The sequence below is a fragment of the Citrobacter sp. Cf132 genome, assembly GCF_030333885.1.
Classification (GTDB): domain Bacteria; phylum Pseudomonadota; class Gammaproteobacteria; order Enterobacterales; family Enterobacteriaceae; genus Citrobacter; species Citrobacter freundii.
The window spans coordinates 70,569-87,047 of sequence record NZ_JAOWFA010000061.1 but is presented as its reverse complement, the minus strand read 5'-3'; the positions used below and the strand labels follow the sequence as shown (position 1 = coordinate 87,047).

Sequence of the window (16,479 nt, the reverse complement as noted above, 5' to 3'; positions counted from 1 at the left end):
AATCATTCGCCTGAGCGGGGTTGCGAAACCACCGTTTCATGCTTACGTAAACCGCCCCAAATTCGATGACCAATGGCGGAATACATCGCGCCCGCAACCACGATAAACGCACCGAGATAACCTAATAGGTTTAGCATCGGTCTGGCGAAGAAATCGGGCCAGGCCAGTGATAATAAATCTGAAAATAACAACGTAAACAGCGGTGTGAGCGTGATAATAGCGCTCACCTGCGCCGCCTGCCAACGCGCCATCGCTTCCGCAAGAGCGCCGTATCCTACCAGCGTATTCAGGCCGCAGAATACCAGGCATGCCAGCTGCCAGTCGCTGAGCTGCGTGATGACACCGGGTTTAGCCAGCGGCAACAACGCAATCGTACATAAAGTGTACAGTAAAAACAGGATCTGCGGTGATGCCAGGCGGCGCAATAACACCTTTTGCGCGACCCCATAGCTCACCCAAACCATCGCCGCACCGACACCAAAGATAACGCCCCAGGTGTAATCGGTGAGTCGGGTAAAAATTTCGATCAGACTGGTATTAAAAAACAGGACCAGGCCGCTCAGAAGCATAATGGCGCCAATCACCTGCGTGCCGCGCATCTTTTCTTTCAGGATAAAGACGCTGGCGATCATCATACCAACCGGTGACAGCTGACCGATAACCTGCGAAGCCGTTGGGCTCAAATACTGCAAGGATGAACTAAACAGAATGAAGTTACCGAACAGCCCACCGGTTGCGATAGCCAGCAACACCAGCCAACGCGCTTTGCGAAAAATACGCAACGGAGGGAGCTTTTTTTTAACCGCAAGAATAGCGCCAAGGCCAATGCTTGCCATTAAAAAACGGTAGAACACCACGGTAGGAGGCTCCATCACCTCCAGCACTTGCTTCATTGCTATTGGCAAAGCCCCCCAACATACTGCCGTTGTGAGTGCTAACAGAATACCAATGCCTGCCTGTTGCTTCATGCCGTATTCCCTGCAAGGGCTCGTTTCCGGGTTGTCACGGCGTGACGAGCGTATTTACCGGCCGTCGAATGTAAAAAGCCCCGCAACGTGTTGCGGGGCTTTTATCCGTTACCGGGACGCGAAAAACTTATTCAGCAACGATGCTGATGAATTTACGGTTTTTCGGGCCTTTCACTTCAAATTTCACTTTACCGTCTGCTTTAGCAAACAGAGTGTGGTCTTTGCCGCAACCAACGTTGGAGCCAGCGTGGAATTTAGTACCACGTTGACGAACGATGATGCTACCAGCCAGAACTGTTTCACCGCCGAAGCGTTTTACGCCCAGACGTTTAGCTTCTGAATCGCGACCGTTACGAGTCGAGCCGCCAGCCTTTTTATGTGCCATTTAATCTGCTCCCCTTAACTTAAGCGCTGATGCCAGTGATTTTCACATCAGTGAACCACTGACGATGGCCCTGCTGCTTACGGTAGTGTTTACGACGACGAAACTTAACAATTTTAACTTTCTCGCCACGACCGTGAGCAACAACTTCAGCTTTGATAACGCCGCCATCAACGAAAGGAACGCCGATTTTGACTTCTTCACCGTTTGCGATCATCAGAACTTCTGCGAATTCAACAGATTCGCCAGTTGCGATGTCCAGCTTTTCCAGGCGAACGGTCTGACCTTCGCTTACTCGGTGTTGTTTACCACCACTTTGGAAAACCGCGTACATAAAAAACTCCGCTTCCGCGCACACCTTTTTGATGATTCAGAGTGCGCTATAAATATTCACAATAGGGCGCGAATATTACGCAAAACGCGAGCCTTTGACAAGTGCTACCGTCAATACATGAAGAAAAAAAACACAACACGTACGGTAACGTTTATCTACGGCGTTTTTTCAGTACAATCAGCATATATTTATAACCCTAAACCCGACGTTACCTTCTCACACAGTAAGGTAATCGGGGCGAGAAGCCCGGCTTTTGCGATGAATTTAGAAAAAATCAATGAGTTAACCGCGCAAGATATGGCGGGGGTCAATGCGACAATCCTTGAACAGCTCAATTCTGACGTTCAGTTGATCAATCAACTGGGGTACTACATCGTTAGCGGCGGCGGAAAACGCATTCGCCCAATGATCGCCGTCCTCGCAGCGCGGGCCGTTGGTTACCAGGAAAATGCGCACGTTACGATCGCGGCCCTCATCGAGTTTATCCACACAGCGACCCTGCTGCACGATGATGTTGTGGATGAGTCAGACATGCGCCGTGGGAAAGCTACGGCAAATGCGGCGTTTGGTAATGCGGCCAGCGTGCTGGTTGGCGATTTTATCTATACCCGCGCATTTCAGATGATGACCAGCCTTGGCTCGTTGAAAGTGCTGGAAGTCATGTCGAAAGCAGTCAACGTCATCGCCGAAGGTGAAGTCTTGCAGCTGATGAACGTCAACGACCCAGACATCACCGAAGAAAACTATATGCGCGTCATCTACAGTAAGACGGCGCGGTTGTTTGAAGCGGCAGCCCAATGTTCAGGCATTCTGGCTGGCTGTAGCGAAGAACAAGAAAAAGGGTTGCAGGATTATGGCCGTTATCTCGGCACAGCTTTCCAGTTAATTGACGATTTGCTGGATTACAGCGCAGATGGCGAGCAGCTGGGTAAAAACGTCGGTGATGACCTCAACGAGGGTAAACCTACGCTGCCGCTGCTGCATGCCATGCGCCACGGTACTCCAGAACAAGCGCAAATGATCCGCCAGGCCATTGAGCAAGGTAATGGTCGTCACCTTCTGGAGCCGGTTCTGGAAGCGATGAACGCCTGTGGTTCCCTGGAGTGGACGCGCCAACGTGCAGAAGAAGAGGCAGATAAGGCCATCGCTGCGTTGCAGGTGCTGCCTGATACGCCGTGGAGAGAAGCGCTGATTGGTCTGGCACATATCGCCGTACAGCGCGACCGTTAATTCCCTACAGCATCCTCCCTCATCCCGTGCTCTGCACGGGATTTTTTTATAAGTTCTAGTAATCCTCCCTACTCCCCTCCGGATAATCACGCATAACCTTGGCATATTCTGAATATACACACACTTTACATGAACATTTTAGAACATTCGTTCTTCGGGCGTTATAGTGTCGCCACAACCGATCGTGGAACCGTAAGTCGTTAACCAAAGGAGAGATGAATTTATGGAAAGCAAGCTGATTGACTGGCATCCGGCCGACATCATCGCCGGACTGCGCAAGAAAGGGACCTCAATGGCCGCTGAATCACGTAAAAATGGATTGAGTTCATCAACGCTGGCAAATGCGTTAACGAGACCATGGCCAAAAGGTGAGTTGATTATCGCCCGGGCACTGGGAACTGATCCCTGGGTGATTTGGCCGTCACGCTATCACGATGCCAAAACGCATGAGTTCATCGACAGAACGCGGATGATGAGGAGTCGCAGAGAGAAAAAGAATCCGGAATGAACATTGAGCTGTAACCCCCGGCCAACTGAACTGGGGGTTACAAGAGACGTTGACGATTACTCGCCTTTCACGCGCTCAATGTTTGCGCCCAGCGCACGCAGTTTATCTTCGATGCGCTCATAGCCGCGATCGATGTGATAAATACGATCGACCACTGTTGTACCTTCAGCAATACAACCTGCCAGCACTAAACTTGCAGATGCGCGCAGATCGGTCGCCATAACCTGTGCGCCTGAGAGTGTTTCCACGCCGTGGCAAATCACGGTATTGCTTTCGATTTCTGCGTGAGCGCCCATACGGCTCAGCTCAGGCACGTGCATAAAGCGGTTCTCAAACACGGTTTCCGTGATGAAGCCGGTCCCTTCTGCTACCAGGTTCAGCAGCGTGAACTGGGCCTGCATATCGGTAGGGAACGCCGGATGCGGCGCAGTACGCACATTGACCGCTTTCGGACGTTTGCCGTGCATATCAAGGCTGATCCAGTCATCACCCACTTCAATATCCGCACCCGCATCACGCAGCTTCGCCAGAACAGCATCCAGCGTGTCCGGCTGTGCATTACGGCAGATAATTTTGCCACGAGAAATTGCCGCCGCCACCAGGAAGGTACCGGTTTCGATGCGGTCTGGCAGAACGCGATACACACCGCCGCCGAGACGCTCAACGCCTTCGATCGTAATACGATCGGTGCCCTGGCCAGTGATCTTCGCGCCCAGCGCAATCAGGAAGTTCGCGGTATCCACAATCTCCGGCTCGCGCGCGGCGTTTTCGATAATGGTGGTGCCTTCGGCAAGCGTTGCTGCACACATGATGGTGACAGTCGCACCGACGCTCACTTTGTCCATGACAATATGCGAGCCTTTCAGACGGCCATCAACGGACGCTTTCACATAGCCTTCTTCCAGCTTGATAGTCGCGCCTAACTGCTCCAGACCGGTAATGTGCAGGTCAACCGGACGCGCGCCGATGGTGCAGCCGCCCGGCAGTGAAACCTGGCCCTGACCAAAGCGAGCAACCAGCGGCCCGAGCGCCCAAATGGATGCACGCATGGTTTTCACCAGATCGTACGGCGCACAGAAGACGTTCACATCACGCGCATCAATGTGCACGGAACCATTACGCTCAACTTTCGCACCCAGCTGGCTCAACAGCTTCATTGATGTGTCAACGTCCTTCAGTTTCGGGACGTTTTGGATCTCTACAGGTTCTTCAGCCAGCAGCGCCGCAAACAGGATCGGCAGTGCGGCGTTTTTAGCGCCTGAAATTGTGACTTCGCCCTGGAGCTTGGTTGGCCCCTGAACACGAAATTTATCCATTATTCTGTTCTCTGTTAAGAATTTATCTTCGCTACCGGCGCATCACCCGTAGCTCAAAAACCGTTAAGTTTGCGATCGCGCGCCCATTCCGCTGGGGTAAACGCCTTAATCGACACGGCATGAATGCGGTTGTCCGCAATGTACTCCATCAACGGGCCATAGACCGATTGCTGCTTCTTGACCCGGCTCATGCCTTCAAACATCTCACCCACGGCAATAACCTGAAAGTGACTGCCGTCGCCAGAAACGTGGACTTCCTGGAGGGAGAGTGCATTCATCAGCACGCTCTGAATTTCATTATTTTCCATGGGCTCTTCATTCGTCAGATAGTGAAAACAGCCCAACATCTTAGAGCAAAGTGGCGCTGTCATAAATAAGCAAAAAGCCTCGCTGATAAATCAGACAAGGCTTTAGTGGCAGATCCCCCTCAGGGGTTTTGCCGGATAGCGGCACAAGACCTTATCCGGCCTGGAAAAATTAACGCGGAAGGACGTCGTCAGGCAGATTGTAAAGCTGCGCCAGCGTGTACACTTTATCGTTAACACCAGTGAGCGAAACGCTGTTTCCCTGCTGCTTGCCTTGATTAATCAGATGCAACAGTAACGCCAGACCGCCGGTATCTACCCGGGATACCTGGTTCAGATCGATGCAGGATACCCCTTTCATCGCCTCAATTCGCGCATCCCATAAGGGATTTAACACGTCCTGATCCAGCTCTCCCACCAGCACCAGCTTGTCGCCTTCGCGCGTCCAGGTGAGTGACTGCGTCATTATTTTTTCTCTTCCAGCGTGATTTTCTGCTGAGAAATAGATTTCAGCTGTGCCGTCAGGCCATCAATACCTTTGGTACGCAGCAGGTCGCTCCACTCATTTTGTTTGGTGGTGATCATACTTACGCCTTCGGCGATCATGTCATACGCCTGCCAGTTACCGGTCTGGGAGTTTTTACGCCACTGGAAATCCAGACGTACCGGAGGACGACCGTTTGGATCGATGATGGTTACGCGGATAGGTACGATGGTCGCATCACCCAACGGCTGCTCAGGGGCAATCTGATAGGTCTGGCCGTGGTACATCGCCAGTGCCTGGCCGTAAGCCTGCTTCAGATATTCACGGAATGCAGCAAAATAGGCTTCACGTTGGGCAGGAGTCGCATCTTTGTAGTAACGACCCAGCACCAGCGCACCGGCATACTTAACCTGCACATAAGGCAGCAGTTCCTGATCGACGACCTGACGCAGGTAATCGGGGTTGGAACGGATTTTTGGTTGCTCGTTTTTCAGACGGTCAAAGGTCTTTTGCGCCGCCTCATCCATCAGTTTGTACGGGTTAGTCTGGTCTGCTGCGGTTGCCGCGCTAAGTGGAGCAATCACCAGCATAGCCACCATCATCAATCGTTTAAACATACGTCGATTCTCCTGATATTATTTCGTTGCGCCCGCAGGCGTAGTGGCTTCATTATTGCCTTCAGTTGCGGCTGGCGCATCGCCAGAATTCTTATTGTCATCACCTTTGCTGTTGCTGTTGTAAAGGAACTGACCAATCATATCTTCCAGCACCATCGCGGATTTCGTGTCCTGAATCGTACCGCCATCTTTGAGGATAGACGTTCCCAGCTCAGGATCTTCAAAACCCACGTTCAATGCCAGATACTGTTCGCCCAGCAGACCGGAAGTACGGATGCTCAGAGAACTGGTGTCAGGAATATGGTTAAAACGCGATTCGATTTCCAGCGTCACGCGCGGCAGGTACGTTTTCGGATCTAACGAGATGTCCGATACGCGTCCAACTACCACCCCGCCAATCCGCACCGGAGAACGCTCTCTCAGGCCGCCGATATTATCAAAGGTCGCATAAATCGTGTAAGTCGGTTCAGTACGCATTGAGGTAACGTTCGCCGCCTTCAGGCAGACAAACAGCGCAGCCAGCAGCGCAACCAGCAGGAATAACCCGACCCAAATTTCATTTTTTTTCGTTTGCATGAACTCAATTCCCAAACATCAGTGCGGTCAGCACAAAATCCAGCCCCAGAACGGCAAGAGAGGCGTGCACAACGGTGCGTGTCGTTGCCCGGCTAATCCCGGCAGAGGTCGGGATCGCATCATAACCATTGAACAATGCAATCCAGGTGACCGTAATGGCGAACACCACGCTCTTAATCAGACAGTTGACCAGGTCCAGACGCCAGTCGACGGCATTTTGCATAGCCGACCAGAAAAAGCCCGCATCAATACCCTTCCAGCTTACGCCAACCAGTGAACCACCCCAGATCCCCACGGCGACAAATATAATCGTTAGCAGCGGCAATGAAATGACACCGGCCCAAAAACGCGGAGAGATCACTCGGCGCAGTGGATCGACGGCCATCATTTCCAGGCTGGAAAGCTGCTCGGTCGCTCTCATCAGACCAATCTCTGCAGTTAAGGCCGATCCGGCCCGCCCGGCAAACAGCAGTGCCGCAACAACCGGCCCCAGCTCACGTAACAATGACAGCGCCACCAGCATACCGAGGCTGGTTTCCGCACTGTAGGTCGTCAGCACCAGGTATCCCTGCAATCCCAACACCATACCGATGAATACGCCTGACACAATAATGATCAGCATCGATAAGACACCGACATTATAAAGCTGGCGTATCAGCAGCGGCGCATGTTTGCGAAACTCCGGTTTGCCGACAACCGCATTGAACAACATTAATCCGGCTCGCCCGAACGTCCTGAGGGTTTTTATTCCTCGGTGTCCGAGTGATGCCAGCGCATTTAACAACATGGGTGGCTTAACTCCCTGTTTAGAGTAAATCGATATGGTAGTCACCCGCCGGGTAACGGAACGGAACCGGTCCATCGGCAATGCCGTCAAGGAACTGGCGTACGCGCGGATCGGCATTTTCTTGTAGCGCCTGAGCACTACCGTAGGCCACTATTTTTTTGTCCGCCATTATATAGGCGTAATCCGCAATACTCAGTACTTCAGGCACATCATGGGATACCACCACACAGGTGACACCCAGCGCGCTGTTCAGTTCTGAAATCAACTTCACCAGCACGCCCATGGTGATGGGATCCTGACCGACGAACGGCTCATCAAACATAATGAGGTCAGGCTCCAGCGCGATAGCACGCGCTAACGCAGCGCGGCGCGCCATCCCACCGGATAATTCAGAAGGCATTAATTTGGCCGCACCCCGCAGGCCGACCGCCTCGAGCTTCATCATCACCGTGCTCTTCAGCAACGGCGCTGGCAACGTCGTATGCTCGCGCAGAGGGTACGCAACGTTGTCAAACACATTCATGTCGGTAAATAGCGCACCTGACTGAAACAGCATACTCATGCGCTTACGCACGGTAAATAAACGCGAACGGGACATGGCCGGGACGTTCTCACCGTCAAACAGAATCTCGCCCTTATCCGGTGAGATCTGTCCGCCAATCAGACGCAACAGCGTCGTTTTGCCGATGCCTGATGGCCCCATGATTGCCGTCACCTTACCGCGCGGTACCGTCAGGGAAATATTATCAAAGATGCAGCGGTCGCCCCGGGAAAAGCTGACATCGCGCATATCGACTAGATTCGCCACAGACTGCCCCATTGATTCATCCTTTACTATTGCCTTGTTGATCGAAGAGTTTGGCGCTCAATTTAGCCCTGAACTCAACATATTTACAGATTATTGCCTGTCCTGGTTAGCGAAAGCTGGCATTTGTTTTACTTTTTAGCCGCATAAAGTCAAAATTAAGACTTCGTTACGGCTTCCAGAAGATCCTTCAAGAGGACCGGCGAGTATACCTGAAGAAAGGACTTTAGATGCTTTTAGCGACGGCGCTGTTAATAATTGGTTTACTTCTGGTGGTCTACGGTGCCGACCGTCTGGTATTTGCCGCATCCATTTTATGTCGAAACGTCGGTATTCCACCCATTATCATCGGAATGACCGTGGTCAGCATTGGTACGTCGTTACCCGAGATCATTGTATCCGTTGCCGCATCGATGAATGGGCAACTCGATCTGGCTGTCGGGACCGCCATAGGTTCTAACATCACCAACATTCTGCTTATTTTAGGCCTGTCGGCGCTGATTCATCCTTTTACCGTGCATTCTGATGTTCTGCGTCGTGAATTACCGCTAATGTTGCTGGTAAGTATTTTAGCTGCATCCGTCCTGTATGACGGGCAGTTGAGCCGCAGCGACGGTTTCTTTCTTCTGCTCCTGGCCGTGCTATGGCTGCTATTCATTGTTAAAATCGCTCGTCTGGCCGAGCGACAAGGCAATGACAGCCTGACACGCGAGCAGATAGCTGAGCTGCCGCGCGAAGGCGGGTTACCCGTCGCATTTTTGTGGTTGGGTATTGCGCTGATTATTATGCCTATGGCTACGCGTATGGTGGTAGATAACGCTACCGTACTGGCGAACTATTTCGCCATGAGCGAACTCACCATCGGGTTGACGGTGGTCGCCATTGGTACCAGCCTGCCGGAACTGGCAACGGCGATTGCGGGTCTGCGTAAAGGTGAAAACGATATTGCCGTCGGTAACATTATCGGCGCGAACATTTTTAATATTGTTATCGTCCTCGGGCTACCGGCGTTGATTACGCCGGGCGAAGTCAATCCGATGGCCTTCGTCCGGGACTACAGCGTCATGCTGCTGGTGAGCGTTATTTTTGCATTACTCTGCTGGCGACGTCCGCGCCAGATTGGTCGCGGCGCGGGCGCGCTGCTGACCGGCGGTTTTATCATATGGCTGGCGATGCTGTATTGGTTATCGCCACTTCTCGTTGGATAACTGGAAACGCATTATGTCGCACTTAGAGTTGCAACCGGGTTTTGACTTTCAGCAAGCAGGCAAGGAAGTCCTGGCAATTGAACGTGAAGGCCTGGCGGAGCTTGATCAGTACATCAACCAAAATTTTACCCTGGCATGCGAGAAAATATTCAGTTGCCCGGGCAAAGTCGTGGTGATGGGAATGGGGAAATCCGGCCATATCGGGCGGAAAATGGCAGCCACATTTGCCAGCACCGGCACCCCCTCATTTTTTGTACACCCAGGCGAAGCCGCACATGGCGATCTGGGTATGGTCTCGCCGCAGGATGTGGTCATCGCCATCTCTAACTCCGGTGAATCCAATGAGATAGCGGCGCTGATCCCGGTATTAAAACGTCTTCATGTACCGCTTATCTGCATGACCGGTCGTCCGGAAAGCAGTATGGCGCGTGCAGCAGATGTGCATCTGTGTGTTAAAGTGCCCAAGGAAGCTTGTCCGTTAGGCCTGGCGCCGACCAGCAGCACGACAGCAACACTGGTGATGGGCGATGCCCTTGCGGTGGCATTATTAAAAGCGCGCGGCTTTACCGCGGAAGATTTTGCATTGTCTCATCCCGGTGGCGCACTGGGCCGTAAGCTTTTACTGCGCGTTAACGATATTATGCATACGGGCGACGAGATCCCGCATGTAACCAAAAACGCCAGCCTGCGTGACGCCTTAATTGAGATCACGCGTAAAAATCTCGGCATGACCGTCATTTGCGATGATGCCATGAAGATTGACGGTATTTTCACCGATGGTGATTTACGTCGTGTCTTCGATATGGGCGTTGATGTACGCCAGTTAGGCATTGCCGATGTGATGACCCCTGGAGGCATTCGCGTGCGTCCGGGTATTCTTGCCGTCGATGCCCTGAACTTAATGCAGTCCCGCCATATCACCTCGGTAATGGTTGCTGATGGCGACCAGTTACTCGGTGTGTTACATATGCATGATCTGCTACGTGCAGGTGTAGTGTAAGAAACTCAAGGATAACGAAAATGAGTAAAGCAGGTGCGTCGCTTGCGACCTGTTATGGACCCGTCAGCGCAGACGTTATCACCCGGGCAGAAAACATCCGTTTGCTGATCCTGGATGTGGATGGCGTACTGTCTGATGGTCTGATTTATATGGGCAACAACGGTGAAGAGCTGAAGGCTTTTAACGTCCGCGATGGTTACGGAATTCGCTGTGCGCTCACTTCCGGTATTGAGGTTGCCATTATTACCGGACGAAAGGCTAAACTTGTAGAAGATCGCTGTGCCACTTTGGGGATCACCCACCTGTATCAGGGGCAGTCAGACAAACTGGTTGCTTTTGGCGATCTCCTTAGCAAACTGGCGATCGCGCCGGAGAATGTCGCCTACGTTGGCGATGACCTGATCGACTGGCCGGTGATGGCACAAGTGGGATTGAGCGTCGCGGTGGCAGATGCCCACCCTTTGCTGATCCCGCGGGCCGATTATGTCACCCGTATTAATGGGGGACGTGGCGCTGTGCGTGAAGTCTGCGATTTATTACTCCTGGCGCAGGGCAAACTGGACGAGGCCAAAGGGCAATCGATATGAGCAAAACCAGACGTTGGGTTATCATTCTACTGTCGCTGGCTGTCCTTGTGATGATTGGTATTAATCTGGCAGACAAAGAGGACACCGCTCAGGTCGTCGTCAATAACAACGAGCCAACCTATAAGAGCGAACATACTGATACCGTCGTGTATAGTCCGGAAGGCGCGCTGAGCTATCACTTGATCGCACAACACGTTGAATATTATTCGGAACAAGCGGTTTCGTGGTTTACTCAACCAGTATTAACCACATTTGATAAGGATAAAGTACCGACCTGGACGATCAAGGCCGATAAAGCCAAATTGACCAACGATCGGATGCTGTATCTGTACGGCCATGTTGAGGTTAACGCCCTGGTGCCTGACTCTCAACTACGCAGAATTACGACCGATAACGCGCAGATTAACCTGGTGACACAAGATGTCACTTCCGATGATCTGGTGACGTTGTATGGCACAACATTTAACTCCAGCGGACTGAAGATGCGCGGCAACTTACGCAGCAAGAACGCCGAGCTGATTGAAAAGGTTAGAACCTCATATGAAATCCAAAACAAACAAACTCAGCCTTAATCTTGTACTTGCCAGCTCACTTCTGGCCGCCAGCATTCCGGCATTTGCCGTCACCGGCGATACCGAGCAGCCGATTCACATTGAGTCGGACCAGCAGTCCCTGGATATGCAGGGCAACGTGGTAACGTTTACTGGCAACGTGATTGTGACTCAGGGCACCATCAAAATTAACGCCGATAAAGTCGTCGTGACCCGTCCTGGCGGCGAAGACGGCAAAGAAGTGATTGACGGCTATGGCAATCCAGCGACGTTTTACCAGATGCAGGACAACGGTAAACCGGTTAAAGGCCGCGCCTCGCAGATGCACTATGAACTGGCGAAAGACTTTGTCGTGCTAACCGGCAAGGCGTATCTGGAACAGCTCGATAGCAACATCACGGGCGATAAGATCACCTATCTGGTAAAAGAGCAGAAAATGCAGGCCTTCAGCGATAAAGGCAAACGCGTCACCACCGTTCTGGTTCCGTCGCAGTTGCAGGACAAAAACAAGGCTCCGGCAGAGAAAAAAGGTAACTGATTCGTTATGGCAACATTAACTGCAAAGAACCTTGCAAAAGCCTATAAAGGCCGTCGTGTGGTGGAAGATGTCAGTCTGACCGTCAACTCCGGGGAGATCGTCGGTCTGCTCGGTCCTAACGGTGCAGGCAAGACAACAACCTTTTACATGGTGGTCGGCATTGTCCCGCGCGATGCGGGTAACATTATCATTGATGACGAAGACATCAGCCTGCTGCCTCTGCATGCGCGCGCGCGTCGCGGCATCGGCTACTTACCGCAGGAAGCATCGATTTTCCGTCGCCTGAGCGTGTTTGATAACCTGATGGCGGTACTGCAAATTCGTGACGATCTGACCAGCGAGCAGCGGGAAGATCGCGCCAACGAGCTGATGGAAGAATTCCACATCGAGCACCTGCGTGACAGTATGGGGCAGTCGCTCTCCGGTGGTGAACGACGCCGCGTGGAGATCGCCCGCGCACTGGCCGCTAATCCGAAATTTATCCTGCTGGATGAACCGTTTGCCGGTGTTGACCCGATTTCCGTTATTGATATCAAACGGATCATCGAACACCTGCGCGACAGCGGCCTTGGCGTGCTGATTACCGACCATAACGTCCGCGAAACGCTGGCTGTGTGTGAGCGCGCCTATATCGTGAGTCAGGGGCACCTGATCGCGCACGGCACGCCAACAGAAATACTGCAGGATGAGCACGTTAAGCGCGTATACCTTGGGGAAGACTTCAGACTCTGATAGGGTAGAAGACTTCACGTCACCGCAGGAGAAAACAACTCTGAACATGAAGCAAGGTTTGCAACTCAGGCTTAGCCAACAACTGGCGATGACGCCTCAGCTACAACAGGCTATCCGTCTGTTGCAGCTGTCCACGCTGGAACTTCAGCAAGAACTTCAGCAAGCGCTGGAAAGTAACCCACTGCTCGAGCAAACCGATCTTCACGACGAAATTGATACCCAGGAAAAACAGGACAGCGAAACCCTCGACACCGCCGATGCTCTCGAACAAAAAGAGATGCCTGAGGAGCTGCCGCTTGACGCCAGTTGGGATGAAATTTACACCGCCGGGACGCCTTCGGGCACCAGCGGAGATTACATCGACGACGAGCTGCCTGTGTATCAGGGTGAGACCACGCAATCACTACAGGATTACCTGATGTGGCAAGTGGAACTGACCCCGTTCTCGGATACCGATCGCGCCATTGCGACATCCATTGTGGATGCGGTAGACGAAACCGGTTATCTCACCGTGACCCTGGACGATATTCTCGAAAGCATGGGCGATGACGACGTCGGTATGGACGAAATCGAAGCCGTGCTTAAACGCGTTCAGCGCTTTGATCCCGTAGGCGTGGCCGCTAAAGATCTCCGCGACTGCTTACTGATCCAACTTTCGCAGTTTGATAAAGCCACACCGTGGCTGGAAGAAGCGCGTCTGATCATCAGCGATCATCTCGATCTGTTAGCCAACCATGACTTCCGCACGCTGATGCGCGTGACCCGACTGAAAGAAGACGTGCTAAAAGAAGCCGTCAATCTTATTCAGTCACTGGATCCAAGGCCTGGGCAGTCGATCCAGACTGGCGAACCAGAATACGTTATTCCGGATGTGCTGGTGCGTAAGCATAACGATCGCTGGGTGGTCGAACTCAACAGCGACAGCATCCCACGACTGCAGATTAACCAGCACTACGCCGCTATGTGCAATAGCGCGCGCAACGATGCCGACAGTCAGTTTATCCGTAGCAATCTACAGGATGCGAAGTGGCTGATTAAAAGCCTGGAAAGCCGCAATGATACACTGCTGCGCGTAAGCCGTTGCATCGTTGAACAACAGCAAGCCTTCTTTGAGCAAGGCGAAGAGTTTATGAAACCGATGGTGCTGGCGGATATCGCCCAAGCCGTCGAGATGCACGAATCGACCATTTCCCGTGTGACCACGCAAAAGTATCTGCACAGTCCGCGCGGCATTTTTGAATTGAAGTATTTCTTTTCCAGTCACGTTAACACTGAAGGTGGAGGCGAAGCCTCATCCACGGCGATCCGTGCGCTGGTGAAGAAATTAATTGCTGCGGAAAACCCCGCGAAACCACTGAGTGACAGCAAGTTAACCTCTATGCTGTCAGAACAGGGTATCATGGTGGCACGCCGCACCGTTGCGAAGTACCGAGAGTCTTTATCCATTCCGCCGTCTAACCAGCGCAAACAGCTGGTCTGACCCAACCGATAAGGAAGACACTATGCAGCTCAACATCACTGGAAACAACGTCGAAATCACTGAGGCCCTGCGCGATTTTGTTAATACAAAATTTGCCAAGCTTGAACAATATTTCGACCGGATTAATCAGGTCTATATTGTGTTGAAAGTGGAGAAGGTTACACATATCTCGGATGCAACGCTGCATGTGAACGGTGGCGAAATTCATGCCAGCGCGGAAGGTCAGGATATGTACGCCGCCATTGACGGTTTAATTGATAAACTGGCTCGGCAGTTAACAAAACATAAAGATAAACTGAAACAGCACTAACTTGTCCGGGCAGTTAGCGGGTGCAGGACGGCCTGTTGTGTAGCACAACGGGCCATTTGTACAGTTAGCGCTTAGGTGAAATTATGACAAATAACGATACGACTCTACAACTGAGCACTGTTCTTAACCAGGAATGTACACGCGCAGGCGTTCACTGCCAAAGCAAGAAACGCGCACTGGAAATCATCAGTGAACTGGCGGCAAAACAGCTCAGCTTGCCTTCTCAGGTGGTATTTGAGGCCATTCTGACGCGTGAAAAAATGGGCAGTACCGGCATCGGTAATGGTATTGCTATCCCGCATGGAAAGCTGGAAGAAGACACGATGCGCGCGGTTGGTGTGTTTGTGCAACTTGAAACGCCTATCGCCTTCGACGCTATTGATAATCAGCCAGTCGATCTGTTGTTCGCCCTGCTGGTTCCGGCGGACCAAACCAAGACGCATTTGCATACGTTGTCACTGGTCGCAAAACGTCTGGCGGATAAAACCATCTGTCGTCGTCTGCGCGCCGCACAGAGTGACCAGGAGTTGTATCAAATCATCACGGACACCGAAGGTGGACAGGATGAAGCATAACAACCCAATGGCATCCTTTTTTGTCGTTGTGAGGAGAAACAGTACATGGTACTGATGATCGTCAGCGGCCGTTCAGGGTCAGGTAAATCTGTCGCTCTGCGTGCGCTGGAAGATATGGGTTTTTACTGCGTGGATAACCTTCCCGTAGTGCTGTTGCCCGATCTGGCTCGTACTCTGGCCGATCGCCAGATTTCTGCGGCCGTCAGCATTGATGTGCGCAACATGCCTGAGTCCCCGGAGATTTTCGAGCAGGCCATGAACAATCTGCCTGAAGGTTTCTCACCACAACTGCTGTTCCTTGATGCTGACCGTAACACGCTGATTCGTCGCTACAGTGACACGCGTCGCCTGCACCCACTCTCCAGCAAGAACTTGTCTCTGGAAAGCGCTATCGATAAGGAAAGCGATTTGCTTGAGCCTTTGCGCTCTCGCGCTGACCTGATCGTTGATACCTCCGAAATGTCCGTGCACGAACTGGCGGAAATGTTGCGTACCCGACTGTTGGGCAAACGTGAACGTGAATTGACGATGGTTTTCGAATCCTTTGGTTTCAAACACGGTATCCCGATTGATGCGGATTACGTCTTTGACGTGCGCTTCCTGCCTAACCCGCACTGGGATCCGAAGCTGCGCCCAATGACCGGTCTTGACCGCCCCGTCGCCGCGTTCCTCGACAGGCACACAGAAGTACACAATTTTATCTACCAGACGCGCAGCTATCTTGAGCTATGGTTACCCATGCTGGAGACCAACAACCGCAGCTACCTCACCGTAGCCATCGGTTGTACCGGCGGGAAGCACCGTTCGGTGTATATTGCAGAGCAGCTGGCAGACTACTTCCGCTCACGCGGTAAAAACGTGCAGTCACGCCATCGTACGCTGGAAAAACGTAAATCATGACCGTGAAGCAAACCGTTGAAATCACTAATAAGCTGGGCATGCATGCCCGTCCAGCTATGAAACTGTTTGAATTGATGCAGGGTTTCGAAGCAGAAGTTTTGCTGCGTAATGATGAAGGAACGGAAGCCGAGGCCAACAGCGTTATCGCTCTGCTGATGCTGGATTCAGCCAAAGGGCGTCAGATAGAAGTTGAAGCCACGGGTCCGCAGGAAGTTGAAGCCCTTGCCGCAGTGGTTGCCCTGTTTAATTCAGGTTTTGATGAAGATTAATCAAGTAGTTTTAACAC

General features: G+C 52.2%; 23 protein-coding genes. 13 read left to right on the top strand and 10 right to left on the bottom strand.

Annotation, left to right across the window (positions count from 1 at the left end; all coding sequences use genetic code 11):
• Positions 1-2: 2 nt before the first annotated feature.
• The 3 genes from OGV85_RS18130 to rplU form a co-directional block, all read right to left on the bottom strand.
• Positions 3-968: a DMT family transporter gene (locus OGV85_RS18130; RefSeq protein ID WP_003025028.1), complete on the bottom strand. Its 966-nt coding sequence runs from the start codon at positions 966-968 to the stop codon at positions 3-5.
• A gap of 127 nt (positions 969-1,095) precedes the next feature.
• The gene (gene rpmA / locus OGV85_RS18125) at positions 1,096-1,353 is read right to left on the bottom strand and encodes a 50S ribosomal protein L27 (protein WP_003025030.1); all 258 of its coding nucleotides are present in this window, start codon (positions 1,351-1,353) and stop codon (positions 1,096-1,098) included.
• A 19-nt stretch (positions 1,354-1,372) separates the two neighbouring features.
• Positions 1,373-1,684 (bottom strand): 50S ribosomal protein L21, encoded by a 312-nt coding sequence (rplU, locus tag OGV85_RS18120; protein WP_003025032.1) that lies wholly within the window; start codon positions 1,682-1,684, stop codon positions 1,373-1,375.
• Between the two features lie 258 nt (positions 1,685-1,942).
• On the opposite strand from rplU, the gene ispB reads away from it, so the two are divergent.
• Positions 1,943-2,914: an octaprenyl diphosphate synthase gene (ispB, locus tag OGV85_RS18115; protein WP_003025033.1), complete on the top strand. Its 972-nt coding sequence runs from the start codon at positions 1,943-1,945 to the stop codon at positions 2,912-2,914.
• Positions 2,915-3,137: 223 nt separating this feature from the next.
• The gene (sfsB, locus tag OGV85_RS18110; RefSeq protein ID WP_003025035.1) at positions 3,138-3,422 is read left to right on the top strand and encodes a DNA-binding transcriptional regulator SfsB; all 285 of its coding nucleotides are present in this window, start codon (positions 3,138-3,140) and stop codon (positions 3,420-3,422) included.
• 56 nt (positions 3,423-3,478) lie between these two features.
• Here the strand turns inward: sfsB and murA are convergent, their stop codons facing one another.
• The 7 genes from murA to mlaF form a co-directional block, all read right to left on the bottom strand.
• A complete protein-coding gene (gene murA, locus OGV85_RS18105) occupies positions 3,479-4,738 on the bottom strand; it encodes a UDP-N-acetylglucosamine 1-carboxyvinyltransferase (RefSeq protein WP_003025037.1) in 1,260 nt (419 codons plus the stop codon).
• Positions 4,739-4,791: 53 nt separating this feature from the next.
• The gene (ibaG, locus tag OGV85_RS18100; protein WP_003025040.1) at positions 4,792-5,046 is read right to left on the bottom strand and encodes a BolA family iron metabolism protein IbaG; all 255 of its coding nucleotides are present in this window, start codon (positions 5,044-5,046) and stop codon (positions 4,792-4,794) included.
• A 169-nt stretch (positions 5,047-5,215) separates the two neighbouring features.
• Positions 5,216-5,509 (bottom strand): lipid asymmetry maintenance protein MlaB, encoded by a 294-nt coding sequence (gene mlaB / locus OGV85_RS18095; protein ID WP_003025045.1) that lies wholly within the window; start codon positions 5,507-5,509, stop codon positions 5,216-5,218.
• A complete protein-coding gene (gene mlaC / locus OGV85_RS18090; RefSeq protein ID WP_003025047.1) occupies positions 5,509-6,144 on the bottom strand; it encodes a phospholipid-binding protein MlaC in 636 nt (211 codons plus the stop codon). Before mlaC ends, mlaB begins: the two co-directional genes overlap by 1 nt.
• An 18-nt stretch (positions 6,145-6,162) precedes the next feature.
• On the bottom strand, positions 6,163-6,720 hold the full coding sequence (gene mlaD / locus OGV85_RS18085; protein ID WP_003025050.1) for an outer membrane lipid asymmetry maintenance protein MlaD: 558 nt from the start codon (positions 6,718-6,720) through the stop codon (positions 6,163-6,165).
• Between the two features lie 4 nt (positions 6,721-6,724).
• Positions 6,725-7,507 (bottom strand): lipid asymmetry maintenance ABC transporter permease subunit MlaE, encoded by a 783-nt coding sequence (mlaE, locus tag OGV85_RS18080; protein WP_003025053.1) that lies wholly within the window; start codon positions 7,505-7,507, stop codon positions 6,725-6,727.
• Between the two features lie 19 nt (positions 7,508-7,526).
• Positions 7,527-8,327, bottom strand: coding sequence for a phospholipid ABC transporter ATP-binding protein MlaF (gene mlaF, locus OGV85_RS18075; RefSeq protein WP_003025057.1), 801 nt, complete (start codon positions 8,325-8,327; stop codon positions 7,527-7,529).
• A gap of 215 nt (positions 8,328-8,542) precedes the next feature.
• Here mlaF and OGV85_RS18070 point away from each other — a divergent pair, with 215 nt between their 5' ends.
• From OGV85_RS18070 to npr, 11 genes are all read left to right on the top strand, one after another.
• The gene (locus OGV85_RS18070; protein WP_003839941.1) at positions 8,543-9,520 is read left to right on the top strand and encodes a calcium/sodium antiporter; all 978 of its coding nucleotides are present in this window, start codon (positions 8,543-8,545) and stop codon (positions 9,518-9,520) included.
• 13 nt (positions 9,521-9,533) lie between these two features.
• Entirely contained in the window at positions 9,534-10,520 is a 987-nt protein-coding gene (kdsD, locus tag OGV85_RS18065; RefSeq protein WP_003025063.1) for an arabinose-5-phosphate isomerase KdsD, read from the top strand.
• Between the two features lie 20 nt (positions 10,521-10,540).
• Positions 10,541-11,107, top strand: a complete 567-nt coding sequence (gene kdsC / locus OGV85_RS18060; protein WP_003025065.1) for a 3-deoxy-manno-octulosonate-8-phosphatase KdsC — start codon at positions 10,541-10,543, stop codon at positions 11,105-11,107.
• On the top strand, positions 11,104-11,679 hold the full coding sequence (lptC, locus tag OGV85_RS18055) for an LPS export ABC transporter periplasmic protein LptC (protein ID WP_003025068.1): 576 nt from the start codon (positions 11,104-11,106) through the stop codon (positions 11,677-11,679). The genes kdsC and lptC overlap by 4 nt, the downstream gene beginning before the upstream one ends.
• The gene (gene lptA, locus OGV85_RS18050; RefSeq protein WP_003025070.1) at positions 11,648-12,196 is read left to right on the top strand and encodes a lipopolysaccharide ABC transporter substrate-binding protein LptA; all 549 of its coding nucleotides are present in this window, start codon (positions 11,648-11,650) and stop codon (positions 12,194-12,196) included. The genes lptC and lptA overlap by 32 nt, the downstream gene beginning before the upstream one ends.
• A 6-nt stretch (positions 12,197-12,202) precedes the next feature.
• A complete protein-coding gene (lptB, locus tag OGV85_RS18045; protein ID WP_003025073.1) occupies positions 12,203-12,928 on the top strand; it encodes an LPS export ABC transporter ATP-binding protein in 726 nt (241 codons plus the stop codon).
• Between the two features lie 46 nt (positions 12,929-12,974).
• A complete protein-coding gene (gene rpoN, locus OGV85_RS18040) occupies positions 12,975-14,408 on the top strand; it encodes an RNA polymerase factor sigma-54 (RefSeq protein WP_003025074.1) in 1,434 nt (477 codons plus the stop codon).
• Positions 14,409-14,430: 22 nt separating this feature from the next.
• A complete protein-coding gene (hpf, locus tag OGV85_RS18035; RefSeq protein ID WP_003025078.1) occupies positions 14,431-14,718 on the top strand; it encodes a ribosome hibernation promoting factor in 288 nt (95 codons plus the stop codon).
• Positions 14,719-14,801: 83 nt separating this feature from the next.
• Positions 14,802-15,293, top strand: a complete 492-nt coding sequence (gene ptsN, locus OGV85_RS18030; protein ID WP_003025083.1) for a PTS IIA-like nitrogen regulatory protein PtsN — start codon at positions 14,802-14,804, stop codon at positions 15,291-15,293.
• A gap of 45 nt (positions 15,294-15,338) precedes the next feature.
• Positions 15,339-16,193, top strand: a complete 855-nt coding sequence (rapZ, locus tag OGV85_RS18025; RefSeq protein ID WP_003025085.1) for an RNase adapter RapZ — start codon at positions 15,339-15,341, stop codon at positions 16,191-16,193.
• Positions 16,190-16,462 (top strand): PTS phosphocarrier protein NPr, encoded by a 273-nt coding sequence (gene npr / locus OGV85_RS18020; protein WP_003025086.1) that lies wholly within the window; start codon positions 16,190-16,192, stop codon positions 16,460-16,462. The genes rapZ and npr overlap by 4 nt, the downstream gene beginning before the upstream one ends.
• The last annotated feature ends 17 nt before the right edge of the window (positions 16,463-16,479 follow it).